Source organism: Sebaldella termitidis ATCC 33386, from assembly GCF_000024405.1.
In the GTDB taxonomy this organism is placed as follows: domain Bacteria; phylum Fusobacteriota; class Fusobacteriia; order Fusobacteriales; family Leptotrichiaceae; genus Sebaldella; species Sebaldella termitidis.
Map to the genome: position 1 here is coordinate 1,377,681 of NC_013517.1, position 24,433 is coordinate 1,402,113.

The 24,433-nt window shown below is 27.6% G+C and carries 31 protein-coding genes; 28 read left to right on the top strand and 3 right to left on the bottom strand.

Translation table 11 applies throughout. The annotated features are described in order from the left end of the window. Position 1 precedes the first annotated feature (1 nt). The 10 genes from STERM_RS06290 (at position 2) to STERM_RS06335 (ending at position 7,948) form a co-directional block, all read left to right on the top strand. Complete coding sequence (locus tag STERM_RS06290) at positions 2 to 598, top strand: hypothetical protein (protein ID WP_012860736.1); 597 nt, start codon at positions 2 to 4, stop codon at positions 596 to 598. Beyond that, a complete protein-coding gene (locus tag STERM_RS06295; protein WP_012860737.1) occupies positions 599 to 1,888 on the top strand; it encodes a hypothetical protein in 1,290 nt (429 codons plus the stop codon). 12 nt (positions 1,889 to 1,900) lie between these two features. Beyond that, positions 1,901 to 2,362 carry a BppU family phage baseplate upper protein gene (locus tag STERM_RS06300; RefSeq protein WP_012860738.1) on the top strand — a complete coding sequence of 154 codons (462 nt, stop codon included), beginning with the start codon at positions 1,901 to 1,903 and terminating at the stop codon, positions 2,360 to 2,362. A gap of 14 nt (positions 2,363 to 2,376) precedes the next feature. Then, complete coding sequence (locus STERM_RS21150) at positions 2,377 to 2,814, top strand: hypothetical protein (protein ID WP_012860739.1); 438 nt, start codon at positions 2,377 to 2,379, stop codon at positions 2,812 to 2,814. Positions 2,815 to 2,824: 10 nt separating this feature from the next. Further along, entirely contained in the window at positions 2,825 to 3,616 is a 792-nt protein-coding gene (locus tag STERM_RS06310; protein ID WP_012860740.1) for a hypothetical protein, read from the top strand. 10 nt (positions 3,617 to 3,626) lie between these two features. Beyond that, positions 3,627 to 4,370, top strand: coding sequence for an N-acetylmuramoyl-L-alanine amidase family protein (locus STERM_RS06315; protein ID WP_012860741.1), 744 nt, complete (start codon positions 3,627 to 3,629; stop codon positions 4,368 to 4,370). Positions 4,371 to 4,390: 20 nt separating this feature from the next. After that, on the top strand, positions 4,391 to 4,714 hold the full coding sequence (locus STERM_RS06320; protein WP_012860742.1) for a hypothetical protein: 324 nt from the start codon (positions 4,391 to 4,393) through the stop codon (positions 4,712 to 4,714). A 16-nt stretch (positions 4,715 to 4,730) separates the two neighbouring features. Then, positions 4,731 to 5,138 (top strand): phage holin family protein, encoded by a 408-nt coding sequence (locus STERM_RS06325; RefSeq protein WP_012860743.1) that lies wholly within the window; start codon positions 4,731 to 4,733, stop codon positions 5,136 to 5,138. Between the two features lie 121 nt (positions 5,139 to 5,259). Further along, complete coding sequence (locus tag STERM_RS06330) at positions 5,260 to 6,285, top strand: dsDNA nuclease domain-containing protein (RefSeq protein WP_012860744.1); 1,026 nt, start codon at positions 5,260 to 5,262, stop codon at positions 6,283 to 6,285. Then, positions 6,275 to 7,948, top strand: coding sequence for a coiled-coil domain-containing protein (locus STERM_RS06335; RefSeq protein WP_012860745.1), 1,674 nt, complete (start codon positions 6,275 to 6,277; stop codon positions 7,946 to 7,948). The genes STERM_RS06330 and STERM_RS06335 overlap by 11 nt, the downstream gene beginning before the upstream one ends. A gap of 359 nt (positions 7,949 to 8,307) precedes the next feature. On the opposite strand, the gene STERM_RS06340 is transcribed toward STERM_RS06335, so the two are convergent. Next, positions 8,308 to 8,991, bottom strand: coding sequence for a hypothetical protein (locus STERM_RS06340; RefSeq protein ID WP_012860746.1), 684 nt, complete (start codon positions 8,989 to 8,991; stop codon positions 8,308 to 8,310). Between the two features lie 176 nt (positions 8,992 to 9,167). Here STERM_RS06340 and STERM_RS21680 point away from each other — a divergent pair, with 176 nt between their 5' ends. The 10 genes from STERM_RS21680 (at position 9,168) to STERM_RS06380 (ending at position 16,610) form a co-directional block, all read left to right on the top strand. Further along, positions 9,168 to 9,299 (top strand): phage holin family protein, encoded by a 132-nt coding sequence (locus STERM_RS21680; protein ID WP_081439601.1) that lies wholly within the window; start codon positions 9,168 to 9,170, stop codon positions 9,297 to 9,299. 81 nt (positions 9,300 to 9,380) lie between these two features. Next, on the top strand, positions 9,381 to 9,557 hold the full coding sequence (locus STERM_RS22080) for a hypothetical protein (protein WP_012860747.1): 177 nt from the start codon (positions 9,381 to 9,383) through the stop codon (positions 9,555 to 9,557). A 45-nt stretch (positions 9,558 to 9,602) separates the two neighbouring features. Beyond that, positions 9,603 to 10,142: a hypothetical protein gene (locus STERM_RS06345; RefSeq protein WP_012860748.1), complete on the top strand. Its 540-nt coding sequence runs from the start codon at positions 9,603 to 9,605 to the stop codon at positions 10,140 to 10,142. A 337-nt stretch (positions 10,143 to 10,479) separates the two neighbouring features. Further along, on the top strand, positions 10,480 to 10,905 hold the full coding sequence (locus STERM_RS06350) for a hypothetical protein (RefSeq protein WP_012860750.1): 426 nt from the start codon (positions 10,480 to 10,482) through the stop codon (positions 10,903 to 10,905). A 142-nt stretch (positions 10,906 to 11,047) separates the two neighbouring features. Beyond that, on the top strand, positions 11,048 to 11,557 hold the full coding sequence (locus tag STERM_RS06355; RefSeq protein ID WP_012860751.1) for a hypothetical protein: 510 nt from the start codon (positions 11,048 to 11,050) through the stop codon (positions 11,555 to 11,557). A 121-nt stretch (positions 11,558 to 11,678) separates the two neighbouring features. Next, positions 11,679 to 12,197 carry a MarR family winged helix-turn-helix transcriptional regulator gene (locus STERM_RS06360; protein WP_012860752.1) on the top strand — a complete coding sequence of 173 codons (519 nt, stop codon included), beginning with the start codon at positions 11,679 to 11,681 and terminating at the stop codon, positions 12,195 to 12,197. A gap of 130 nt (positions 12,198 to 12,327) precedes the next feature. Further along, positions 12,328 to 12,633 carry a 7(1) septoil knot domain-containing protein gene (locus tag STERM_RS06365; RefSeq protein ID WP_012860753.1) on the top strand — a complete coding sequence of 102 codons (306 nt, stop codon included), beginning with the start codon at positions 12,328 to 12,330 and terminating at the stop codon, positions 12,631 to 12,633. A 329-nt stretch (positions 12,634 to 12,962) separates the two neighbouring features. Continuing rightward, on the top strand, positions 12,963 to 14,933 hold the full coding sequence (locus tag STERM_RS06370) for an alkyl/aryl-sulfatase (RefSeq protein WP_012860754.1): 1,971 nt from the start codon (positions 12,963 to 12,965) through the stop codon (positions 14,931 to 14,933). Positions 14,934 to 15,494: 561 nt separating this feature from the next. After that, positions 15,495 to 15,677, top strand: coding sequence for a hypothetical protein (locus STERM_RS06375; protein WP_012860756.1), 183 nt, complete (start codon positions 15,495 to 15,497; stop codon positions 15,675 to 15,677). Positions 15,678 to 16,367: 690 nt separating this feature from the next. Further along, complete coding sequence (locus tag STERM_RS06380) at positions 16,368 to 16,610, top strand: hypothetical protein (RefSeq protein WP_012860757.1); 243 nt, start codon at positions 16,368 to 16,370, stop codon at positions 16,608 to 16,610. A 23-nt stretch (positions 16,611 to 16,633) separates the two neighbouring features. Here the strand turns inward: STERM_RS06380 and STERM_RS06385 are convergent, their stop codons facing one another. Beyond that, complete coding sequence (locus tag STERM_RS06385; protein ID WP_012860758.1) at positions 16,634 to 17,287, bottom strand: DUF421 domain-containing protein; 654 nt, start codon at positions 17,285 to 17,287, stop codon at positions 16,634 to 16,636. A gap of 9 nt (positions 17,288 to 17,296) precedes the next feature. After that, positions 17,297 to 17,743 carry a DUF3290 domain-containing protein gene (locus tag STERM_RS06390; protein ID WP_012860759.1) on the bottom strand — a complete coding sequence of 149 codons (447 nt, stop codon included), beginning with the start codon at positions 17,741 to 17,743 and terminating at the stop codon, positions 17,297 to 17,299. Positions 17,744 to 18,717: 974 nt separating this feature from the next. Here STERM_RS06390 and STERM_RS06395 point away from each other — a divergent pair. From STERM_RS06395 to STERM_RS06430, 8 genes are all read left to right on the top strand, one after another. Then, a complete protein-coding gene (locus tag STERM_RS06395; protein WP_012860760.1) occupies positions 18,718 to 19,470 on the top strand; it encodes a hypothetical protein in 753 nt (250 codons plus the stop codon). 218 nt (positions 19,471 to 19,688) lie between these two features. After that, on the top strand, positions 19,689 to 20,705 hold the full coding sequence (locus STERM_RS06400; RefSeq protein WP_012860761.1) for a permease: 1,017 nt from the start codon (positions 19,689 to 19,691) through the stop codon (positions 20,703 to 20,705). 19 nt (positions 20,706 to 20,724) lie between these two features. Continuing rightward, entirely contained in the window at positions 20,725 to 20,952 is a 228-nt protein-coding gene (locus STERM_RS06405) for a thioredoxin family protein (protein WP_012860762.1), read from the top strand. Positions 20,953 to 20,972: 20 nt separating this feature from the next. Then, positions 20,973 to 21,311 (top strand): ArsR/SmtB family transcription factor, encoded by a 339-nt coding sequence (locus STERM_RS06410; protein ID WP_012860763.1) that lies wholly within the window; start codon positions 20,973 to 20,975, stop codon positions 21,309 to 21,311. A 37-nt stretch (positions 21,312 to 21,348) separates the two neighbouring features. Continuing rightward, on the top strand, positions 21,349 to 21,810 hold the full coding sequence (locus tag STERM_RS06415) for a C-GCAxxG-C-C family protein (RefSeq protein ID WP_012860764.1): 462 nt from the start codon (positions 21,349 to 21,351) through the stop codon (positions 21,808 to 21,810). A 17-nt stretch (positions 21,811 to 21,827) separates the two neighbouring features. Continuing rightward, positions 21,828 to 22,889: an ACR3 family arsenite efflux transporter gene (gene arsB / locus STERM_RS06420; RefSeq protein WP_012860765.1), complete on the top strand. Its 1,062-nt coding sequence runs from the start codon at positions 21,828 to 21,830 to the stop codon at positions 22,887 to 22,889. Positions 22,890 to 22,893: 4 nt separating this feature from the next. Beyond that, positions 22,894 to 23,295 carry an arsenate reductase ArsC gene (locus STERM_RS06425; RefSeq protein ID WP_012860766.1) on the top strand — a complete coding sequence of 134 codons (402 nt, stop codon included), beginning with the start codon at positions 22,894 to 22,896 and terminating at the stop codon, positions 23,293 to 23,295. Between the two features lie 491 nt (positions 23,296 to 23,786). Continuing rightward, a complete protein-coding gene (locus STERM_RS06430; protein ID WP_012860767.1) occupies positions 23,787 to 24,398 on the top strand; it encodes a lactate utilization protein in 612 nt (203 codons plus the stop codon). The last annotated feature ends 35 nt before the right edge of the window (positions 24,399 to 24,433 follow it).

Below are 24,433 nucleotides of genomic sequence, written 5' to 3' on the forward strand. Positions count from 1 at the left end.
TATGGGTGATTGGATTGCATTTAGACAAATGAAAAAGTTTGTGGAAGGAACTATACAAAGTGGAACAGTCTTAGATTTAAGAAGTCTTACGGGAGGAGTTCCATGGGAAAATGAACAGATATTTTTAGATATGTACTCTTACTTACCTGACTTCACCAAAACGCGATATTATGCTGAAGCAATTCCTCTTGGCGATAATAAATATCAGATTATCTGCCGGCTTGTAGGATATGATTACAGTAATGCAATAAGGCTTCCAGATATGAATGTGGATCCTAATGCGGAATGGATAACAATCTATTCAGGTCAGTTTTACGGGGTTAATTATACTTATAATAATGCAGGAACTTTAGGTGTAGAAGGACATAGAGCTTATGCAAACGGTAATTTGTTTGTAGAGCATGCTGGAAGTAGAGTGGAAAAGATTGCAGGGTACACAGCAAGTTATTTTAACCCGACACAACAAAACGGGGCAGTAGTTATTCAGCAGTTTGGGAGAAGTTACGGAGGAACACTTTCAAATATAACAATTTTTACAACTCCTGCAGAAATAAAAGATTTGTTAGTTAACTTTGTGGCAATGGAAGGAGATTTTTAAATGAGTATAAAGGATGACATAAATAAAGGCTTTACAGTAGGAGATGTAACAACAGCTAACTATGACAGCGAAGCTAAAATAAAAGTAAAAGAATACTATGAGCTTGATAAGCTTGAGAGAAGTAAGCTTCTGGAATTAGCAGGGCAGGTAGATATAGAGCTTGCTAAAAGAGATATAAAAATAGAGGAACTGGAAGAAAAAATAGATAACAGTAGTGGCGGAAATACAGGGGGCGGAATGTATACTTATTATCCACCTAAAGAGATGGGATATTATGTATTATATAAGAAAGTAATACCAAAATCTGAAATTGATGAAAAATGTCTGTTAACACTGGATAAATATAATGCTTTATCAGGTTATGAGAAATTTAACGTAGATTCTTCACTTGAAGAACTAGGTTTTGAACTACCTGTGACATTAGAAAAAGTAAAAGCATATATTACAGGAAAACCAACAGGATATGGTGCTAAAAATTTAATGTATATATGCATGCTGTTTTCAGAATGTATAGAATTATCTACAAATTTAAATATAGAATATTACAAAACGGATTTTAAAAGCAGCTATATAACAGAGACAATGGAGTACTACAAATTGTTCTTACCAAAACTTACAGTATTTATAGGAGAAAATAAAGAATTGATAATATCAGAACGTGAGGCTATGGGGAAGTGGAGCAGAATAGATGGAAACAGAACACCTATGTATAATACCTCAGCTTGTCCCATGATGGTCAGATATAATTTCAATGAAACTGGAGATTGTGAGATATCAGTAGTTTGTAATGCCGACTATAGTTCGAATTATGTTCTTAGAGCGAATGTTGAAGCAGAGCTTATAGGTTCGCAGACATATTCATTTAGATATTTGATACCAATTACAGATTTTAATGTCACAATCATATTCCATAATTCAGTATTATCATATATACCTGTAAATCTTGATTACTATCTATCAGATATTGAAGTTGACAAGATACGATTATTGAGTTTTAAAAACTCGGTGGGTAATCAGGTGAATGAGGTAAATATTCAGTTTATGGTACTTGAAGATATTACTATAACTGCAGACAGTTACTCAGATAAAAGAATAAAAGTATTAAAAAATTTGAATTTCAGAAATATTGAAGGGAAAAAAGAAATAATTTTGATATCCGGTTCGGAAACAGTAAAAGCAGAACTGACATACTCGGAATTAACAATAATAGTGCCTAAAGGCGAAACAATAACATTGAAGAAAAATAATAGTTATGTCTACAAAGGTTCAGTAATAAATACTTTGCAGTAGGAAGGAGAGGAAATGAGAAAAGAATATTCAGTTGATTTAGAATTATTTGACAATATAAAGCATACAAATATTTTGTATGTTCAGGGAGATAGTGAAGTATATCCATTAACAATTAATTTGCGAAAGCATGGTATGCCGTTCGATTTGACAGGGAAAACAGCAACATTGACAGTAACAAAGATGTCAGGGGCTGTGGTGGTGGGAGAATGTGAGATAAAAGATATAGACGGTGTATTAGTATATAATTTTAAGGGAAATGAGATAACTGAGGGAGGGAAAGTAAGTGTATTAGTACAAGTTTATGAGGGAAATAAGAGGCTTACCTTTCAGGAATTTGTATTCCATGTAAAATCAACAAAGGATTTAAACGAATCCATAAAAGTAACAGATGAGTTTAATGTTCTTACTGATTTAATTGATAGTGTAGAGAACATAGGCGACTGGAAGGACTATAAAATAGAATTAGAAGATTAGAGAGGATGATTATAATGGCAGTAAAAAAAGGAACTTTAAAAAGAAAAAACGGTGCAGGGACTTATGATGAGATAAATTTAAAGACAACAGCAGAACAGGTAAAAATGACAGATGGAACAACAGTACAGGCTTTTCTTGATACTCTACCTACAGGTGGAGGGGCAGGAGCAAAAGTGGTAGCAGATATTACAGCAAGGGATGCTCTGACATCAGAGGAAGGTTTAATTGCTTATGTAGTTGATGCGACAGGAGATAGTACGGTAAAATCAGGTGGAGCTTCTTACATTTATGATGGAAGTAACTGGATAAAGATATCAGAATTTGAGAGCATGGACATGATAATTGACTGGACAGATATACAAAATAAGCCGAATATTGTTGACATCAAAGTATCGGCAACAGAGCCGACAGGGCAGATAGAAGGAGATATCTGGATACAAGAAACTGTGTAGGTGATTAAGTATGGCAAATGTGAAAATAAAAAAGAAAAAAGATGATGGCGGATATGAACAGCTATATCCGCATACACTTGCAAAAAATGTGATGACAGGAACAGGTAATGTAGATACGGATATAATCATGCTGAGACAAAGAATAGTAAATTTAGAATATACTAAAACTCCTGTAGTAATTGAAGTACAGGAAAAATATTCAGACGGAGAATACCAATTCTATGAAGCTTCAAGTTTTCATGCATGGCATTTTCAAAATACAGAAGCCAATTTGAAGATAGTATTTAATGAAACAAATCGGGGTGGAAATATAGTAATAGATGCTACCGATGATATGGGAATGACTATGAATTACCCTATTTTAGCAGGACTTTATGACAGAAAATTTGAAGACGGCGAAATAAAGCCTGGGAAGATATATGATCTTTTATATCACAATTACCAGTTTTATTTGACAGGTAGTGATTCTGGCAGGGATGACTTATTTTTCAAAAAACTAAATATAGCTATATCAGCATCAAACAACATTGTGCTAATGAATGCCTATCTTTCAGGAAATGTTTTAATAGTGAATGGTTTTCTTACTGATCCTACAACATTTAATTCAGCGGCACCCAGTACTGAATTTGTCAATTTGGGTACAATGATACCTGAAATTAAAGATTATATAGTAGTTGCAGAACCGATAGCAAGTATGAATTTGATATTGAGTCCAAATTTTGCACTTACTAAAAGTACATCAGCTTCACCATTTTATACTAATCATCATTTTACGATTATAGCAGGTATTACAAAAAGATAAGGAGGAAAACATGGAACACAGATATAAAGACCCGAAAGAGCTTATCGGGATAGAATTTGAAGAATCAGGACAAACTTATAAAATAACCGGAATAGGAGAAACAACAGAGGAATTCATGACACTGTTTACAGAAAAAGTAAAAGAGGAAATAATTAATTGGAATGGAAAAGTACTTATTGATGTAGGTCACGGTGGAACCAAAACCACATCAAGTGGCAAAAAATACAGAGATTACGGAGCTGTAAACGATAAGTCAAAAGTGGACGAATTTACATGGAATCATGACTTTGTTATGAGATATATAATTCCAGAATTAAATGCATCTGGAATAGCAAATAAAGTAGTTTTAAGAAGCACAAATATAACAAAACTTGTTACTGATTTAAATAAAGAATCAGGAAAAGATGATATTATTCTATCTTTTCACCTGAACAGTGATATAAAAGCTTCTGGAACAGAGACATTGTACTGGCATACAAGTGAAAAAGGCAAAAAGCTTGCGGGACTAATTCAAAAAGGACTGGTAGGAGTTTTAGGGTTGCCGGACAGAGGAATCAAAATAAGAAGAAAACCTTTAGATAATGCTGATGCATTAAATCAAAGAGGTTGGACAATGTTTAAAGATACCAAAGTTCCATTTGTAATGTTAGAAAGTTTCTTTATTACAAATGACGGGGATCTCAAAAGAGGAAATGAAAAAAAGGCAGAGTTAGCAAAAGCTGTGGTATCAGCAATAAAAGAATATATAAAATAAAAAATAGGAGAGTGAGATATATGAAAGAATTAGCAGTGAAATTATTTATAGTAGGGAAAATCAATGAATGGATAAGAAAAAGAATTCTGGAAGAGGAAATTACAGGAAAAGGAAAAAAAGGAGTGGAGAAACTTCAAAATATACTTGATGAATATGTGTGGGATAATATACAAAAATTTATCGTAGCTGCTAAAGCAAAAGACAATAAATTTATTCCGAATTTTATAGAAACATTTTCAGAAGATATCTTTGATTCTGTATTCCAAGATACAAAAAAAACTCTGGATTTAAGAAACTTATTAGAAAGCATATTACTAGAAGAAAAGCAGGCAATAGGAATCTAAGAATAAGGAGAATACCATGACAACAAAAATAGAGTATTCAGTTGTATTTTCAGTAATAGGAAGTTTTGTATTTTATTTTTTGGGTGGTGCCGATACGTTACTAAAAGTGACGGTCAGCCTTATCCTTTTAGATTATCTGACAGGATTTATAAAAGCGATAATGACAACTGGACTTAATTCAAATAAAGGTTTAAAAGGAATACTAAGAAAAACAATGTATTTATCAGCAATAATATTATCAGTATTATTGGATAAAGTAACACATTTAAATGAAGCAGGGCTAAGTTTTCGGACTATAATGTTATTATATATGATAGGAACAGAAGGAATATCAATACTGGAAAACCTATCAATTATGGGAATAAAAATGCCAAAAAAGATAGAAAATATGTTAGAAAAATTGAAAGATGAAGTACCTAGATAAGTGGGTTCTTTTTTTACTAATGAAATAACAGAAAAATAAATTAATTTTTTAGAAATGCTTTTTTATTGATTAAATATTTTTTTTATTATATAATAATAAAAAATATTAAACTGGAGGCACAATGTTGAGTGAAACTAAAGTTGATTTTGGTGGAGTGGAAGCAATAAGAGGATTTACTTATCAAAAAGCTGTCACAGCTCTTATTTTATTATTGAATTATAATAATGAAACCCTTTGGGTAGTGCCAGAAGGATATGAAGATATAGATGTTCATTTAGAAGAAAATCTTTATTATATTCAAGTAAAATCAAAATCATTAACAACTTCTAAACTAATCGTACCAGATAAGAATCAAGAATACTCAATAATTGAAAAATTGCATAATAATAAAATAAATAGTGAAAATTTAAATTTTAAAATAGTTTGTATTGATTGTGATTGTATTAAAGAAGATAGTGCAGAAGCAACAGTATTATTTACTCGAACAGATACCCATATTAATAAATATAAGTATGGAATTGATATAGGAAAAATAGAAAAATCTAGAGCATACAAAAAGTTTAATGATAGTAAAAAAGAAAATTTGAAAGAAATTGCTAAAAAGATATATGTATATAAAACTCCCTTTACAAAAGAATTAGATAGTTATTGGACATATTTATTAGGGGTTTTGACGGGAAAAAATATTGTTACAAATGATCATAAGGGGAAAAATACATTAATTTTAATTGATAGTATTATAAAGGCTAAGACGCAGATCAAGTTTTTAAATGATCAAGTTTATGAAGATAAAAAAATACATACAAGTATGATAAAACCACTTATTGAGACAAATAAAATGTCAGCATTATTTAATGAGTGTTTGGAAGAGATAGGATATGGAATTTTACAAAAAGATGAAATAAATCAAGCTAAAGCAATGATTGCTATTCCTTTAATTTCTGATAGACATTATTCTTATATAGAGTCTTGTTTAAATGATTTGAGCTATTTAAAATCATTAAGATATAAAATAAAAGATTACATTGATTTTTCTTTAGGAGAAATAAAGAAAAATGAACAAATTATGAATGAATTATCAGAGAATGATATAATAGCAAGAATTGTTTTATACTATGTCAGAAAGGAGTTTCAGCATGACATTTGATAAATTTATTATTTTAGATTATGTTAATAAAAAATCATTGAAGCTAGAATTTTCTAACACACAAAACTTAATAGTTGGAAAAAGAAATAAAATAGGAAAATCAAGTATTGTAAAATCATTATTTTATACATTAGGTTATAATAATGGAAGTTCTATGCCTGATGGTTGGATATATAATAATATGAAATTTAAATTATTTTTTACTAATAATGGCGAAAGTAGTTACATAATTAGACATCAAGATTTATTCTATGTGGAAGGCAGTGAAAAACCATTAGATGAAAAGGAGTATAGATATTGGTTTCAAAATTTACTTGGTATAGATTATAGATTAAAATTAAGTAGAGAAAAAGAAATACAAAATGCGAATGAATATAAAATATATGCTTCAGCAGTAATTATGCCATTTTATATTGATCAAGATATTTCATGGCGTGGAACTCCTTATAAATCAGAAGTCATGGGAATGTATGGGCAAAGTTCATATAAAAATATGTTTGAAAAATTATTTTCTGTTTCAGACGATAAAATTACTAAATTGAAAGAAAAAATTAAAAAATTTAAAGATGAAAATAAAAAACTATTAGAAAAAATTTCTGTTCTTGAAGAATTAATAGAGGAGCAAATAAAACAAAAAAATAGTAGTATACAGTATGATGAAGAATATTTTGAGAAGAGAGAAGAGTATCTAAAAATTCTTAGTAAAATAAATGATGAAATACAAAATAATACTAAAGAAAAAATGAAAATCTCTGAAAAATTAAATACGATATTTTCTGAATTAAATCATTTAGAAGAAATAAAAAAGATGTTGGAGAAAAAAAATAAGAACTTGATGGGAGTATGTAAACATTGTGGTTCATCTTCTTCAATAACGCAATTAGCGGATAGACTTACAGTTATGAATAATATTGATGAAATAAGCTATCAAATTGATACTACTAGAAAAAGCATGGAATTAGAGCAACAAACAATGAATGAGTTTATTGAAAGAGAAAAGAAAGTAAAAAATATTTATAATGAGTATATGAGTATAATAAAAAGAGAACCAGACTTAAAATCCATTGATAGTTATATTCAAAATTCAGCAGAAAGTTTGGCAAGTGATGTTCTTATAAAAAAGAAAGAAAAAGCAGGAACAAAAGTAGGAACAAATATTGTAGAAATAAAGAAAAATGAAAGTTTATTGCGTACTTTGGAATCTAAACAACAAAAGAAAACAGCTGAAATATCTAAAAAATATGAAGAATTGTTTTTAGATATAATATCAAGCTCATTAACTTCAATTTCAAATTATACATTAAAAGACTATCCTTTTTTAAATTTTACTAAAATTAAAGGTAGTGGTACCGATGCAAATCTTAAAACTTATTTAGTATACTTAATATATTTTAATTTATTAAATTCATATTCAGAAGTAAAGATTCCTTTTTTAATTGATTCTTTCATAACAACAGAGCTTGATATTGAAAATAAAAAAGAAATGTTTAGTGCAGTATCAAAATACTTTTTAGAATTAGATTCTCAAACTTTTTTTACAGTTATTGAAGAAAATTTAGAATATATAACGAACCATGAAAAATATAAAAAACATTTTATACATTCGAAACCAATATTAAAAGATGAAAATTATGAGGAAAATTTAGAAGAATTTAAATTATAAAAATATTTCATATGTAGAGGAGTCATTATGCTACTTTCTTATTTGACAAAATAAATATTGACAGATATTATAAGAATTAATAAAATATTCTGAGCGCAGATATACTTTTATAGTATAGTCTATCTAGAAGTAAGTAGTAAAAAAGTAGGAAAGACCTATTGAAAAATCAATATTTTATCAATGATATTAATAAGAGTATTAATTGGATAAAATAAGTTTGAGGCTAGATAACATCATGAGTTTTAGAAAAAGATATTTAAGAGTTTGGATAAGTAAAAATAAGAAGAGTACAATTAAATATTATATGGAAAAGTATTTAGGAATAAAAAAATGAGCTAAACTTTGCTCATTTTTTGTTATCATAGTACTTCTTTTTTTAGCGCTTCTGTTGATAAATAATAATATTTTCTACAAATTTTTAGAATCTTATATTTTTCCATGTTATTAGAATCTTTTAGAAGTGATTTGAAATTTTTTTTATTTTTTCTTCGAAATAAAAATTTAATTTTAAAATAAGATTCAAAATTTGAAACTTCTAACTTGAAAAAAATATTTAAATCATTGAGAATGATAAAGTTTTCTCTTTGTTTAACATTTTTACTGATTTCTTTTAGAGCAAAATCCATTTCAATTTTTTGCTTGTAAATATTTTTAATAACATTAATATCAAATATATTTTCCCACTCAAGTATAATATCTAAAGTAAGGAGAATTAAAAAACAAAACAGTATAAAAGAATAGAAAGAAGAAAAGTATACCAATAGGGGATCTTTGATTTCAATATTCCAAAAAAGATTAAAGTAAAATATGAAAATAAAAAAAATAATAGCAAAAATAACATGTTTTGAAATTTTATTATTATGAGATTTTATTCCATATAGTAAAATACCACTTAGATATGAAAAAATAACAAAATTAGAACTTAGTGATGAAATATCCAATTTAATATATCTTTTTAAGTCATATGTAAAATAAATAATTATTAAACAAATATAAATGCCTATAATTAATTTATAATTGTGGAATCTGTATTTTTTTTTCATAAATCCTCCTAAATAAAATATAAACTAAGTATAGCAAAAAGTTGATAAAAAACAAAGAAATTATTAGAATACTGATTTTCACATAAAAAAATATTAAGAACGAGAAATTATGTTTTGTTTACATAAAACAAAGAAAAATAAAAGTAAAAAAGCAATATCTTTAATCAGATAACAGTATGAGTTTTCGGATATTGGTGCTTATAATAGCAAATGAGGGAATATCAATACTGGAAAATATATCAGAAATGGGAGTACCGATACCCGGATTTTTAAAGAAGGTATTTGAAAGACTGGATAAGAATGAATAGAACCTGATTAATTTCAGGTTTCTTTTATTTAAAATGAAATTATGTTATAATACTATAGATTATTTTAAGGAGGGAAAAACAATGGGATGGATCATGGTATCAGTAAGTGTTCTTTATCTTTCAATATTTGGATATAGGGTAGCAAAAGGGCATTCTTTTAACTATAGACCTAAATTTTTAATTGCGTTTATTATTATATTTATTTTAGGTGTTTACTGCCTAATTACAGGTGAAGATATATCTAAATATGTAGGATAAGTTGAAAAATGCAATTAAAAATATTAATTTAAATAGGGGAATAAAATGAAAAAGATAATTTTAGTTTTATTTAGTCTAATATTTTTAACAGGATATTCTTGTGATCCGGCTTATATAGATTTTTTACAAGAAGCCAACATTCCAGAAGATAGTAAGAATTTGAAATTATATGAAGATTCAAGTGAAGATTATAGTAATAACCTAATCTTTAGATTAGGAAATGACTTATATGTATACGGGAAGAAATTTCTAAAAGTTGACGATAAATCATATGAATACTTAGGGAATGGGTATTATAAAAATGGAGAAACAATCTATTTTTTTACTAGAAAAGTTGCTAAAATAAAAGGTGAACACAAAATAAAAACTTCTGTTAAAATTAAAACAAATGGCAGCATGAAAGGCACGAGTTGTGAAGGGGCATTCCATGACTATACCTATTATTTGGAAATAGACGGAATGAAATTTAAAAATGATAGAAAAGAAGAAAACTTTTTAAATTTACTGATAAACCATATAAAAAGTTTAAGAGATCATCTATTTGGTTCTTTTTTATCAGAATTTAAGTATAAAACCTCCCAATAATAGAGAGGCAATCAAAATCTCATAATTAGGGAAAGGAATACATAAAAATTAAAAAAGTCAATACCTTTTATTTATATTTATGAATATGTTAACGGACTTATTCAAAGAAGCTTGATGAAAATAAATCGGTGATTCACAGCGCTTTTGAACCACTTGAAAATCCACATGGAAAATCTGAAGAGGAAGAAAGTAAAAAATAGAGAAATAGAAATGGAGTATGCATTATATGATCCAAAAATAGAAAAATATCTGGAGGATAATATCAAGTTTGTAGAAGAGTATGATCGGTCATCAGAAGCAACTTTTTTTAATAAATTAACTTAAAGGAGATGAATGAATGAGAAAATCATTACTATTTTTACTTTTAGGAGCCTTTATATTTGGAGATATAGATATAGTGCCTAAAGATCCTTCAGGTGCATCATCGTTTTATTCAGGGCTGGTTGTACTTGCACCTAGTTATGCATCCGGATATTGGTCAGAGGGTTCTTCAAAAGCTTCAGAAGAATCAAGTGGAATAAAAGAGAAAGAAACACCAGAATTAACATATAAATATTATGAAACACTACTAGAAAAGAGGTTTGTAAAAGCAAACGAAGTGTTTACAGATATAGGTTTAAATAAATTGAAATTATTGGACGCAGATTTGGTTGAATTGACTGAAACGAAAGTAGGAATACTAGTAACAGATAAAAAAAGGAATTTGGCGTTAATTCCCCAAAAGGAAATACACTATGATTTAGTAGATAGAGTAATAAGATAGATAAAATGTTCAAAAAAAACTATAAATCAATTGGATAAGATATTTTAAGTAATAAAAGATAGTTTATATAATCTGTAGGAAGATTCCTTTTTTGGGAAATATATGATAAAATGTAGTACAATAAAAAATAAGGAGATTTTACATGAAAAAGAGCATAATTTTGACAATTTTAATAAGTATATTAATTTTTGCAACATTAGCATATGCAAATGTTATAAGAACTCAGCCAGTTGTAGAGGATGCAAAAAGTAATAGTAATAAGTCATTGCTTGTAGCAGAAGCAAAATCAAGTCTTAGTAAAGTTCAGAGAGAAATAGCAGAAGATGAGGCAGAGATAATAAGTGATGAAAAAAAAATAACAGCAGAAATAGAGGAAGACAGAGTAAAATATAGAGATAAACCAGCAAAATTAGCTGAAAAAGAAAGAGAATATAAGGCAGATTTAGAAGAATTGAATTTTGATAAGAAAGAATTGCAGTTTAAAAAAGATAATATTGATTTGTTAGTACAAATAGAAGAAAAACGTTATCAAATTCATATTGCGAAAAGAAGCGGAAATTCAGATTGGGCAGTAATAGAAAAGTTAATAACTGAAAGAAATGCTTTGGAAGCAGACTATGAGAGAAAAAAAGCAAATGCTTTATATAAGTAAAACGGAAATAACATGAATTGTTGTATAATATAATTTTAATTGTTTGAGAACCTAAAAAAAGGTTCTTTTTTATTTTATATATTTCGTGTATAATTATAAAAAATAAAGTGAGGTGGTTAATATGAAGACTAAATTTCCAAGTGAGAAACATTATGAGTTATTAGCTAAAGATTTTCCCAGTGTTGATAGTGATATTACTAAGTCTTATCTGGAATATATTTTGATATGTCAGAAAACTATTGCTAAAATAGAGAGTTATTTAAGCAAAATAGAAATGACGAACAGTCAATTTTTAATTTTACTTTGTTTATATGTAAGTGACAAAAATATTGATAATATAACTAATATTTCTAAAAAATTAGGAATTTCAAATGTAACTGTAAGTAATGTTGTGAAAACTCTACAAATAAAAGGTTTAGTTGAAAGAAAAAAATTAAAAGAAGATAAAAGATTTTCACGTGTAGTTTTGAATAAGAAAGGAAAAGATTTTATGAAAAATTTTATTCCGGAATATTATTCTAAATATAAGGGATTATTTAAAGAGTTTGATAAAGAAGAATTGCTGCAACTGCAATTTTTAATAGTAAAATTGAACCTTGCAATTGAGTCAATGTCAGGCAAAGAAAAATTTTGGTGGTAAAAGCTAAATTGATTGAATAATCAATGAACCATTCAAAATATTTTAAAGGATCTGTGAGGGTTCTTTTTCTCATCTTCACATAAATGTCACAGTTATAGTATAAGATATAAATAAAACATTAGGAGGTATTATGAAAAGAGTTCCTCTATTCTTATTATTTGGAGCAGTAATTTTTTCAGGAAACATTGGCAGTGACTGCACATTAAATGGTAAGAGATTGTATGGTAAAGTAAGAGTTGTATCATCTATGGCCGATTTTAAAGTAGAAGTTGTTAGTAGTGGTGCAGATCTTAAGGTTGAGCAAGTGAATATGTTTTCTGATTCTTGTGGTAAATGGGAATTTACCGATATGTTCTCAGATTTTACAGTTGAATTTGTAAATGTAAATTCTGATTTTAAGATTGAATTTGTTAATATGTTTCCTGGAGTTCAATAACAAATATAAGAAAAATAAAAATTATTATAACAAAACGATCTTATTATTTTTATATAAGGTCGTTTTATATTTTCCTCTTATCAATTTTCTATACTAATATCATCAATAAAAATAGAAAGAATTCTTTTTTGCAATAAAAAAATTAATGAATTTTATTTTTAATTATTTGAATTTTTATGGTTTTATATTCTGAATAATTTTTTATATTGATTAATTTTCTTGACATTTTTAAAGTATGTTGTTATAAATGTTGTATATGTAAATAACTATATGTTATATTAAGGTGTGTTATATATTTTTTAAAAAATGAATTGCAGGAGGAAAATTTTATGAGTAGAATGAACATTTTGAAAGTTAGTTTGCTGTCTATTTTAATGACAATTACTATTTATGCAGCTGATCAACCTAAACCAGCAACATCTTTTACAAAGGAAAAAAATGAACAAGTGTTAAAAGAGCTGCCATTTAATAACATGCAGGATTTTGAGGATGCTAAAAGAGGATTTATAGATACGATACCTAATTTAGTTATAAAAAATAAAGCAGGAACTGAGGCTTGGGATATGACAAAATTTGATTTTGTAAATAATAAAGAAATTCCAAGTACGGTAAATCCAAGTTTATGGAGAATTGCCCAGTTAAATAATATCAACGGGCTCTTTAAAGTAACTGATAAAGTATATCAAATAAGAGGATTTGATATTTCTAATATGACAATTATAGAAGGAAATACAGGACTTATAATAATAGATCCATTATTAGCGGAAGAAATAGCAAAAACAGCATTAGATTTTTATTATGAAAACAGACCAAAAAAACCTGTGAAAGCTATTATTTATACACATAGCCATGGTGACCATTATGGAGGAGTACGTGGAGTGGCTGATGAAAAAGATGTGAAATCCGGAAAAGTAAAAATATATGCTCCTGAGTTTTTTTTACAAGAGGCAGCCAGTGAAAATGTATATGCTGGAACGGCAATGAGCAGAAGGGCTATATATCAATATGGAGCTTTACTTCCTAAAGGTGTAGACGGTCAGGTAGATGCAGGGTTGGGGAAAACAGGTTCTCTTGGAAATACTGGATTAATTGCTCCAACAGATCTAATATCAAAAACTGGAGAAAAAAAGATTATAGATGGAATAGAAATAGAATTTATAATGGCTCCTGGAACTGAAGCTCCGGCAGAAATGTTATTGTATTTTCCACAATTTAAGATGTTAAATACAGCTGAGGATGCTACACATACTCTACATAATTTATATACATTGAGAGGAGCTCAGGTAAGGAATGCAGTAGTATGGTGGAAAACTTTAGATTTATTATTAGCGGATTATGGGGATAAGACTGAGATAGTGATAGCGCAACATCACTGGCCAAAGTGGGGGAAGGAGAATATAAGTAATTATTTGGTAAAACAAAGAGATATATATAAGTATATTCATGATCAGACATTAAGGCTCGCAAATGAAGGATATACGATGAATGAAATAGCTGAAGTAATGAGCTATCCCAAAGGTTTAGACGATGAATGGTCTATAAGAGGTTATTATGGAAGTTTAAGTCATAATTCAAAAGCCGTGTATCAAAGATATCTGGGATGGTATGACAGTAATCCGGCTAATTTAAATCCTCTCCCTCCGATGGAATCTTCTAAAAGATACGTTGAATTTATGGGAGGATCTAAAGCTGTAATAAAAAAAGCAAAAGAATATTATAATAGAGGTGAGTATAGATGGGTAGCAGAAGTCATGAACAAGGTTGTATTTGCAGAACCAGATAATCAAGAAGCTAAAAATCTGGCAGCTGATGCATTGGAACAATTAGGATATCAGGCAGAAGATCCGACTTGGAGAAATGAATATTTAATGGGAGCATACGAATTAAGAAATGGAACTCCGAAAGTCCCAGATACATTTGGGACAAATACACCTGATACTGTAAAAGCTATGACAATGGATATGTATTTGGATTATTTAGGAATACGTTTGAACGGAGATAAAGCAAACGGGAAAAATTTATCATTGAACTGGGAACTTCCGGATATAAAAGAGAAGTATACAGTAAATTTAGAAAATTCAGTATTGACATATAGAAAAGTTAATTCATTTACTAAAAATGCAGAAATAACATTAACAATGGATAAAACAGTTCTTGATGCAATTCAAACTAAAGAAACAACACTTGATAAAGAAATTAGTTCAGGTAAGGTAAAAATATCAGGAGATGTAAATAAATTAAAAGAATATCTTGGATTATTTGATAGTTTTACACCTGACTTCAATATAGTTACACCATAAAATACTCAATAGGAATAAAGCGCCTTAATATAGGGCGCTTTTATAAAAAAATAACTTTGCTTGGAATTGTAAGGTTATATTTTTATAAAAATATTCATTGAACTAATTTTTAAATATGACATAATATTATCATATTTAAAATGATATAATAAAGAAAAAAGATGCCAGCAGGTATGACATGAGTGAGGTAAAGGATTATACTATTGAAGGTTTTAGTCAGTACTATTTGAAACATAGAGATGAATTTTTATATGAAAAACGACCTTATATGGAATCAGAAGGTCGTTTTTTAGTTTTACTCAATATTATGCTATAATATTATAAATCTTTTATGGGGGAGTTTGAGCATTTATGAAAAAATGAAAAAAGAGAAGTACTTTAATAGTAGGAATTATAATTTTTGGAGTTTTAGATTTAGGCAGCATTGAGATTAATACGATATTCTCGACTCTGAATTTTAAGACAAACAATGGGAGTTTTTATGATCAAGTAAGGAAGAATCCGCAGAATAAATATATAAGCAATTAAAGGTATAATATAAATAAAATATGAGGAGGTATTATGAAAAAAATCATTTTTTCATTATTTTTAATTTTCAATATAATAAGTTACTCAGGTTATTATTCAGTGACAGTTACTTCTGAAGAGGCAGGAAAACAACTTGTTCGATTGTTAGAATACAAGTATATAATTGATCATATTGTTGTTGTTGGAAACTCTGTAGTCATTGTTTACCATAATTAAAAAAGAGTTATAAGAATCTTTTTTATATAGAATTAGGGCATTTAATCCAATCATCATAATTAAGAAGAATGCTACAACGATAAATTAAGTATAAGAAAGCAAATGTAAAAATTGACAAAAACAATAGAAAAATCAGAATTTTTTTTATGAATTAAAAAAGTTAATGAAAAAAGATTGTAAAATAGTAAATTATTGAATTTGTAAATTTAAAAGCTTGTTTTTTCTCCAACAAATATAATTAAGACAGTACAAAAACTAATAATAAAAAGTGAAACTAAAATATTGTAGAGAATAATTAAGTAAAAAAATTTTTCTTTCATGAAAAAACTCCTTTTGAATTTAGTATGGAATATTATAACATAAACAGCATATAAATTTATATAAAAACAATATTGAGAAGAAGAGAAAGAATTTTCTTTTATCTTTATATAAACTTTACTTGTATATTATAATATTTATATAATGGTTAAGAACGGAGATTATCCATGAAAAAAGTAAAAAGAAAGGTTTTTTATAGAACTGTAATTATTCTAGTTACAATATTTTGCAGTCTGGTATTTTTTTATTTGTGGTTGTATTGAATGATGATACAGTAGATTATATAAAGTATGGCAACCTATAAAAAATAGAAAATACTTTTAATTTATAGTGCTACAAAAGAAACTATTGTATTTTTGGGGAGGAAAATAAATGTATTACAAAAAAAGGAAAATGATTATATCACTCATTATTACAATATTACTTGTATTGACTTTAGTTCCTAAAACTTTCTATCTAAAAGATGGTGGGACAATAAGGCACGAAGCCATGTTGTATCAAATAATAAATTGGCATGCTATGCGCGGTGTGAGAAATACATATTATATTGGTCTTGAAGTTAAAGTACTAGGAATAACTATTTATAATGATGCTAAAGAAATAGAGAGGAAATAATGAAGAAAAGCTAGGTATAGAGCCTAGTTTTTTTGTTTTAATGGGATTCCATATGGATAAATAAAAATTTTTTGATATATATATTCAGCTATATATATTTGTGATAGCGTGAAACCTTGTTTTTCTATTTCATTAATAATCCAATCTTCATCTTTATTTATTATTTCTAGTACATCAAAATTAATTTGTCCATCAATTACAATTGGATATTTTATATCATCCTTATCATTGACTGTTATTATGCTTAACTGACCATTTTCTTGAAGAACAACTCTTTTTAAAGAATGAATATGATATATTCCCAGAGTGCGTAATTTAAATGTTAAATCATTGGCAGTTATTCCAGATTTCATACATTCATCTGTTAATACTTTTCCATTAAGTATTAAAGTTACAGGTTTTCCATCTAATAAATACTTGATGTATCTATTATGATTTTTAATAAATTTAAGTGTAAAAATTAGTAATGTCCAAATTACTAAAATTAAAAAAAATTGTAAAACAGTAATATCTTTATTATATATAACACCCCCAATAATTCCACCAAGTACATAATTTTGAACCTGATCCATTGCTGTAGAAGGAGCTAAATTTCCTTTTCCCATTAAATTAATTTGGAAAATTAAACAAAAAATACCTAAAACTAGTTTTATAAAAGTATAATAAAATAATATCATGATTAACTCCTATTCTTCTTTGATTTCAATATCAGAAACTAATAATTCAACATTTTTTAATGAGTAGAATTTGAATCCACTGTCAAAATTAACTTGATAATATGTTCTATCAAGTCTTATAACTATACCATCATATAAATAAGTACTATTTACTAAAATATTTTCAACTGAAATTGATTTATCAGTACTCATTTTTTGGATAAAACTAAGCATTTCAGAGGTTTGAGCAGAATTCGTTTTACTTTGATTATACTCACTATAATTAATACCTAACATTAAAATAATAATTAAAATAAGGATAATAATTAAATCTCTATATTTAGAAGATATACGATTTTGTAAATATTTAACAATTAAAAAAAAGAATAATACTAATACAGAAATTATAATAATATACTTTAGAACAGTATTAGAATGAACTTTATTTTCAAAATATTGATAAGTATAAAATACCATAAAGCCTCCTTTATTCATATGTTAAGAATAACATATTTTTATATACAATTCAATCTTTATTCTTCTATATACAAGATTTTGAAAAACATAAAAATGAAGATATGAAAAATACAGAATCCTATATATCTAGGATTTTTTAGAAAATTCAGAAAAATAGCTGAGATTGAATGGGTTATGTTAAATCAGGTAGAAAAAATAAGTTAGTATAAAATCGTCAGGATAAGATAGACATACAAATCTCTGCTTCAATTTTTCAGATTAACTAATAAATATCAAGAAATAAAAAACCTCCTATTAGGAGGTTTACCAATAATTGGAGTGAAAAATGTTTTAATAAACTAGATTTATTTATTTTATTTTTCATAGACCTAAATTTACTTTAACACATAAATTAAAAGAAGTAAAGAAAAATAACCACTCCTAAAGTTAATTATGAGCGTATCCGCATTACCTTCATTTTGTAATATGTTTTTAGTGTAAATTAATATGCATTACTATTCTTATATATTGGCATCTTTTAAGTGGAGTTTCAATATTTTTTTCATGATTGTAATAATGATTTATTTTGAAATATATTGATAAATAATGAAATATTATAAGGATAATCAAATGACAATATAATTAATTGCATATACAAATTAAAGAAATTTATATGTATTAAAAAAGATATTTTAAGTATAATGTATACATGAAAAGGCTTATTATAGAAATATAGGAACAGAATGTTAATATATGCATATAATAAGTCTTCTATCTTGCAAAGAGATTAAGTATAAATAACTAGAGCTCGTAAGAGTTCTTTTTTTATAATAAAACGACCTTATATGGGAATTTAAAGGTCGTAGTTACGAGATTCTATCAATTTTTTAGTTGTTACCTATCTGCATTATTATTTTACCATACAAATTAAAAAAGTCAATATCTTTTATTTAGCTTTATGATATAATAATTATAAATATTTTATAGTGAGGTTTATGTATTTATGGAAAACGGCAAAAGGAGAACAGGATGAAAAAGATGGGGCCTGGAAATCAGAATATAATATTGGAGAACAGACACCTTCAGTAAAATTTGGAAAAGGAACTGGTTCTACACCAACTCTTATGGGATTTGGTTCTGATAAAGATAAACTAGTGATGATAACAGATGGACAGGACAGAATGAATATAGTGACAATCTGGAGAGATGAAATACCAGTAGGATTTAAACAAAAACCTGGAACAAAATCAAACCATATAGCCGACCAGATGCCTATAACAGCAGGGCAACCCAAAACTGCAAAATGGATACATTCGGAACAGTCAGTAGTAGTAAAAGGTTATGGGGCATTTGTAGTAAATAATATAGTGTATAAGGCACCAGATGACAGATTGGTTGGAGTAATAGCACTAGGTCCAGTAATTAAACCTCCTGTAGGATTGGAAAGAGTACAATGGGATTCAAAAACAGATTCATGGAAATCTGTATGGGCAAGAGGAGATGTATCATCGATTAGTATGGTACCTTCAATGAGTACAGGCTCAAATATAGTATTCGTAAACGGATATGACCAAAAAACTGGTTGGGAAGTAACAGGATTAGACTGGGAGAACGGTAGAACAGTATATAGAGCAAAATTTGGATTTGATAACTATGGTAATGGAGCCTATGCAATAGTACAGTTTTTACCAAATGGGGATTTATTGTTTAATAGTATAGCAGGTCCTATAAGAGTAACCACTAAATGAAATCATGCAAAAAAGATATTATAGGTTACTTTTACAAAATTTAAGAATTAAATTAAAAAAAGTTAGGTAGTAAGCCTAACTTTTTTATTTTGAATAGAGTTATAATACTTGGAAGTTTGTGGGCTTTTTCTATTAATTCAAAAAAAGTTGACAATATATTTTCATTTATGATATTATTTGTATAACCGGTTTAACGAATATGAAGAATGGAGAAAAATATGGAAATGTTTATAAAAGGGTTTAATTCTATAATGGATATTTTTTTTAAAATGACTTGGTTGAATGATTTGTCTGGACTTATAGTACAAAAATTACTAAGACTTGACTTAGCTTCTCAAATAGGTGGAAGTATTCAGTTCTTTATATTTGATACTATAAAAATATTTATATTATTAACATTGTTAATATATGGGATTTCTTATATACAAAGCTATTTTCCGCCCGAAAGAACTAAAAAATTATTGGGAAATATGAAAGGAATTAAAGGTAGAATAGTAGGAGCTTTATTAGGAACGATAACACCTTTCTGCAGCTGTTCAAGCATTCCTATTTTTATAGGATTTACAGCCTCAGGATTACCATTAGGAACTACTTTTTCATTTTTAATTTCCTCACCATTAGTGGATCTCGGAAGTTTTTTGTTATTAATGTCTTTTTTTGGATTTAAGATAGCGTTTGTATATGTTTTAGTGGGATTAGTACTGGCTGTTGTAGGCGGTGGTATAATAGACCATTTAAATTTAGAATCACAGGTAGAGGAATATGTGAGAGAAATGCCTGATGTTGACGGTGAGCTGGAAACCATGACAAAAAGAAAAAGACATGAGTTTGCCAAGGAACAGGTAAAAGATATATTTAAAAAAGTATGGCCTTATGTAATAATCGGAGTAGGAATAGGAGCACTGATTCATAACTGGATACCGCAGGAATTAATAGAAAATCTAATAGGGAATAATAATAAATTTGCTGTATTAATATCAACAATATTAGGAATGCCGATGTATGCAGATATATTCGGTACTATCCCGATAGCAGAAGCTTTATTTTTAAAAGGAGTAGGAATAGGAACAATATTATCTTTCATGATGGCAGTTACAGCACTGTCTCTGCCTTCAGTAATAATGTTAAGTAAAGTGGTAAAGCCAAAGTTGTTAACGATTTTTGTTTTAATAGTAGGTATAGGAATAATAATAATCGGATATTCTTTTAATTTTTTCGGTTATATGTTTATATAATTTAAAGGAGGAAAAAAATATGAAAATTAAAGTTTTGGGAAGCGGATGCAAAAATTGTCAAAATTTAGAAAAAAATGTTAAAGAGGCTTTGAAAGAAAGCGGAAAAGAAGCAGAGGTGGAAAAGGTAACAGATATGAAAGAGATTTTGAAATTCGGCGTAATGAAAACTCCTGCTCTGGTAATTGATGAAAAAGTAGTAGTTTCCGGAAGAGTAGCAACAATAAAAGAATTAATAGAAATTTTATAGTTACAGTATGGAGGTAAGTAATGATTGATATCGTAGACCAGTTAAAAGCATTATCAGATGAAACTAGGTTAAGAATAGTTAATTTATTATATGACAGAGAATTGTGTGTATGTGATATTTTAAAAGTGCTTGATATCACACAGACAAAAGCTTCGAGACACTTGGCGTATTTAAAAAATAATGCTTTTGTCAAGGATAGAAAAGAAGCTCAATGGTCACATTATACATTGATAAAAAAGGAAAATGAGTTATTAAAATTATTAGTAGAAAATTATTTGAGAAAAGAAGATATGTATCAAGAAGATTTAAAAAAATTAGAAAAATATTTTGAACTTAAAAACGAAAAATGTGCTATCTAAACATGCTCACTTAATTAATAAGAGAAGAGGATAAGTCATGGATAAAGAGGTAAGCTTAGGAAATATAAAAAAAGAAGCAGAAAAATATTATGCGGAAGGTGACTATTATTGTTCAGAAGCAATTGTTGCTGTTATAAAAAAATATATAGATAATAATATACCCAAAGAAGCTATAGCGATGGCATCAGGATTTCCTGTAGGTATTGGAGGATCAAAATGTGTTTGTGGTGCAGTATCAGGTGGAATCATTAGCTTAGGATACTTTTTCGGAAGAAGTAATCCAAAAGATAAACAAGTAAATAAAACATTAGAGCTTGCAGATGAATTACAGCAAAGTTTCAAAGAAAATCATAAAGTATTGTGTTGTAGAGTTTTAACAAAGGATATGGAAATGGGCTCAGATGTACATATGAAACAATGCATAGAATTTACTGGGGAAATTGCTAGAAAAACTGCAGAAATAATAACAAGAGAGCTGAATATCAAAACTGTAGAATAAAATTTGAGGAGTAGTTTATGAATAATGAAAATAAAAAAATAGGATTTTTTGAAAGATACCTAACAGTATGGGTAGCTATTTGTATAATTCTGGGAGTGGCAATAGGTAAATTTATTCCGCTGATTCCTGAAACATTAAGTAAATTTGAATATTACAATGTTTCTATTCCAACAGCAATACTAATTTGGTTAATGATATATCCAATGATGTTAAAGATAGATTTCAAAAGTATACTTAATGCTACTAAAAAACCAAAAGGATTAATAATAACCTGCACAACAAATTGGTTAATAAAACCATTTACAATGTATGCAATCTCAAGTTTTTTTCTTTACATAGTCTTTAAATCATTTATTCCAACTGATTTAGCAAAAGAGTATTTAGCAGGAGCTGTTTTATTGGGAGCAGCACCGTGTACAGCAATGGTATTTGTATGGAGTTATTTAACTGACGGGGATCCTGCCTATACTTTAGTTCAGGTAGCAGTAAATGATCTTATAATTTTGGTAGCTTTTGCACCAATTGTGGGATTTTTATTAGGAATTGGCGGGATAACAATACCATGGAATACTCTGATTTTATCAACGGTTTTATTTGTAGTAATACCATTATTATTAGGTTTTATTACTAGAAATATAGTAATAAAAAATAAAGGTATGGAATATTTTAATGAAGTATTTTTAAAAAAATTCAATGGAATAACTATAATTGGTTTATTACTAACTTTAATAATAATATTTTCATTTCAAGGAGATAGAATTCTAAATAATCCGTTACATATATTATTAATTGCGATACCGCTAACAATACAAACATTCTTAATCTTTTTTCTGGCTTATTTATGGGCTAAAGCATGGAAATTACCACATAACATAGCATCACCAGCCGGAATGATAGGTGCTAGTAATTTTTTTGAACTATCTGTGGCAGTTGCAATATCATTGTTTGGCTTAAGATCCGGTGCCACTCTTGCAACAGTTGTTGGAGTGTTAGTTGAAGTTCCTGTGATGCTTATGTTAGTCAGAATATCAAATAATACGATAAGTTGGTTTGAAAAAAATAGCTATGAAAGAGGATAATGATATGTTAAAAGTTGGTTTTATATGTGTGCATAATTCATGTAGATCACAAATTGCAGAAGCATTAGGGAAAAAATTAGCTCTTAATACATTTGAAGCTTATTCAGCTGGAACGGAGTTTAAACCAGAAATTAACCAAGATGCAGTAAGATTAATGAAAGAAAAATATGGAATAGATATGGAAAAAACTCAAAGATCAAAATTATTAGCAGAGTTACCAGAATTAGATATAGTTATTACAATGGGTTGTAATGTTGAATGCCCATATCTGCCATGTAAATATAGAGAGGACTGGGGGTTAGATGATCCAACAGGAAGAAGTGATGATGAATTCTTAATGATAATCAAAATTATTGAAAGTAAAATTTTAGATTTAAAAGACAGAATAGAAAATAAGTTAATATAAAAGGCTTGTATGAGTCTTTTATATTTTAAATTTATGTGTATTGTTATACTCAAAATATTCTTTAACAAAAACTTCTACTGTGTGTGGGAAATTTTAGAGGGATAAATCTCTAAAAAAGTGTTGCTTTGATGAAGAGACTACCCTTAATAAGATATAACTATAAAAAAAAATTTATATATGTTATTATAGAAGTATCTTCATAATATATATTTTGATAATAAAAATTTGATTTATCTGTTAGTATCTGAGGATAAAATTTTAATTATTTTATATTTAAAGAATGGCAATTTAAAATAAATAAAAAATGATTGATAACATTTGATATCAGTCATTTTTTTAAAGTGGAAAAATAGATAAAGAAAGACAAGAAAATATGAAAACTATTAACAAAAGAAAATGGAAGAAAAACAGCAATAAATTAGGAGCATGATAAAAGTATTTGATATAGTTTTTAAAATAGGATATTTTAAAATTAGGGAGGAGCAAATGATATGGAAGATAAGTATAAAAAAATAATAAAAAATTTTGAAAAAAAAGAATATGAAGTAAGCTTTTTTGAAACAATAGAAAATGCCGTTGATTATTTAGAACAATCAATTGTTGGGAAAAATATCGGTTTTGGTGATTCATTGACTTTAGATTACATTAATTTAAAAGAAAAACTATCTTTGAAAAATAATGTAATTGATCCTGGAGTTTGTAAAAATACTGAAGAGTTTATTGAAACGGCGAGAAAGTGTTTAACAACAAACATCTTTATAACTTCTGTTAATGCAGCCACAGAATCAGGGGAATTAATAAATATTGATGATACAGGTAATAGAATAGCTGGCTCATTATTTGGTCATGATAAAGTATATTTCATTATAGGCTTAAATAAATTAACTTTAAATTTGGATGATGCAATTAACAGGGCAAGAAATTTAGCAGCACCATTAAATGCAAGAAGATTAAAATTGAAAACTCCTTGTGCGATTTCTGAAATTAAATGCTACGATTGTTCAAGTAAATCTAGAATATGTAATGGAATGATGATTTATTATAAAAAAATGAATAATATTAAAATGGAAATAATACTAATAAATGAAAATTTAGGCTATTAATTTTTACATTCTCTGATTATATTATATAAAGAATA

Coding starts and splice junctions, on each gene's coding strand:
- STERM_RS06380 (WP_012860757.1), top strand. CDS start 16,368: ATGTATTACAAAAAAAGGAAAATGATTATATCACTCATTATTACAATA.
- STERM_RS06385 (WP_012860758.1), bottom strand. CDS start 17,287: ATGATATTATTTTATTATACTTTTATAAAACTAGTTTTAGGTATTTTT.
- STERM_RS06415 (WP_012860764.1), top strand. CDS start 21,349: ATGGATAAAGAGGTAAGCTTAGGAAATATAAAAAAAGAAGCAGAAAAA.
- STERM_RS06295 (WP_012860737.1), top strand. CDS start 599: ATGAGTATAAAGGATGACATAAATAAAGGCTTTACAGTAGGAGATGTA.
- STERM_RS06310 (WP_012860740.1), top strand. CDS start 2,825: ATGGCAAATGTGAAAATAAAAAAGAAAAAAGATGATGGCGGATATGAA.
- STERM_RS06370 (WP_012860754.1), top strand. CDS start 12,963: ATGAGTAGAATGAACATTTTGAAAGTTAGTTTGCTGTCTATTTTAATG.
- STERM_RS06425 (WP_012860766.1), top strand. CDS start 22,894: ATGTTAAAAGTTGGTTTTATATGTGTGCATAATTCATGTAGATCACAA.
- arsB (WP_012860765.1), top strand. CDS start 21,828: ATGAATAATGAAAATAAAAAAATAGGATTTTTTGAAAGATACCTAACA.
- STERM_RS22080 (WP_012860747.1), top strand. CDS start 9,381: ATGGGATGGATCATGGTATCAGTAAGTGTTCTTTATCTTTCAATATTT.
- STERM_RS06395 (WP_012860760.1), top strand. CDS start 18,718: ATGTATTTATGGAAAACGGCAAAAGGAGAACAGGATGAAAAAGATGGG.
- STERM_RS06405 (WP_012860762.1), top strand. CDS start 20,725: ATGAAAATTAAAGTTTTGGGAAGCGGATGCAAAAATTGTCAAAATTTA.
- STERM_RS06340 (WP_012860746.1), bottom strand. CDS start 8,991: ATGAAAAAAAAATACAGATTCCACAATTATAAATTAATTATAGGCATT.
- STERM_RS06315 (WP_012860741.1), top strand. CDS start 3,627: ATGGAACACAGATATAAAGACCCGAAAGAGCTTATCGGGATAGAATTT.
- STERM_RS06375 (WP_012860756.1), top strand. CDS start 15,495: ATGAAAAAAATCATTTTTTCATTATTTTTAATTTTCAATATAATAAGT.
- STERM_RS06350 (WP_012860750.1), top strand. CDS start 10,480: ATGAGAAAATCATTACTATTTTTACTTTTAGGAGCCTTTATATTTGGA.
- STERM_RS06320 (WP_012860742.1), top strand. CDS start 4,391: ATGAAAGAATTAGCAGTGAAATTATTTATAGTAGGGAAAATCAATGAA.
- STERM_RS06400 (WP_012860761.1), top strand. CDS start 19,689: ATGGAAATGTTTATAAAAGGGTTTAATTCTATAATGGATATTTTTTTT.
- STERM_RS21680 (WP_081439601.1), top strand. CDS start 9,168: ATGAGTTTTCGGATATTGGTGCTTATAATAGCAAATGAGGGAATATCA.
- STERM_RS06390 (WP_012860759.1), bottom strand. CDS start 17,743: ATGGTATTTTATACTTATCAATATTTTGAAAATAAAGTTCATTCTAAT.
- STERM_RS06345 (WP_012860748.1), top strand. CDS start 9,603: ATGAAAAAGATAATTTTAGTTTTATTTAGTCTAATATTTTTAACAGGA.
- STERM_RS06300 (WP_012860738.1), top strand. CDS start 1,901: ATGAGAAAAGAATATTCAGTTGATTTAGAATTATTTGACAATATAAAG.
- STERM_RS06290 (WP_012860736.1), top strand. CDS start 2: ATGGGTGATTGGATTGCATTTAGACAAATGAAAAAGTTTGTGGAAGGA.
- STERM_RS06325 (WP_012860743.1), top strand. CDS start 4,731: ATGACAACAAAAATAGAGTATTCAGTTGTATTTTCAGTAATAGGAAGT.
- STERM_RS21150 (WP_012860739.1), top strand. CDS start 2,377: ATGGCAGTAAAAAAAGGAACTTTAAAAAGAAAAAACGGTGCAGGGACT.
- STERM_RS06430 (WP_012860767.1), top strand. CDS start 23,787: ATGGAAGATAAGTATAAAAAAATAATAAAAAATTTTGAAAAAAAAGAA.
- STERM_RS06355 (WP_012860751.1), top strand. CDS start 11,048: ATGAAAAAGAGCATAATTTTGACAATTTTAATAAGTATATTAATTTTT.
- STERM_RS06410 (WP_012860763.1), top strand. CDS start 20,973: ATGATTGATATCGTAGACCAGTTAAAAGCATTATCAGATGAAACTAGG.
- STERM_RS06330 (WP_012860744.1), top strand. CDS start 5,260: ATGTTGAGTGAAACTAAAGTTGATTTTGGTGGAGTGGAAGCAATAAGA.
- STERM_RS06365 (WP_012860753.1), top strand. CDS start 12,328: ATGAAAAGAGTTCCTCTATTCTTATTATTTGGAGCAGTAATTTTTTCA.
- STERM_RS06335 (WP_012860745.1), top strand. CDS start 6,275: ATGACATTTGATAAATTTATTATTTTAGATTATGTTAATAAAAAATCA.
- STERM_RS06360 (WP_012860752.1), top strand. CDS start 11,679: ATGAAGACTAAATTTCCAAGTGAGAAACATTATGAGTTATTAGCTAAA.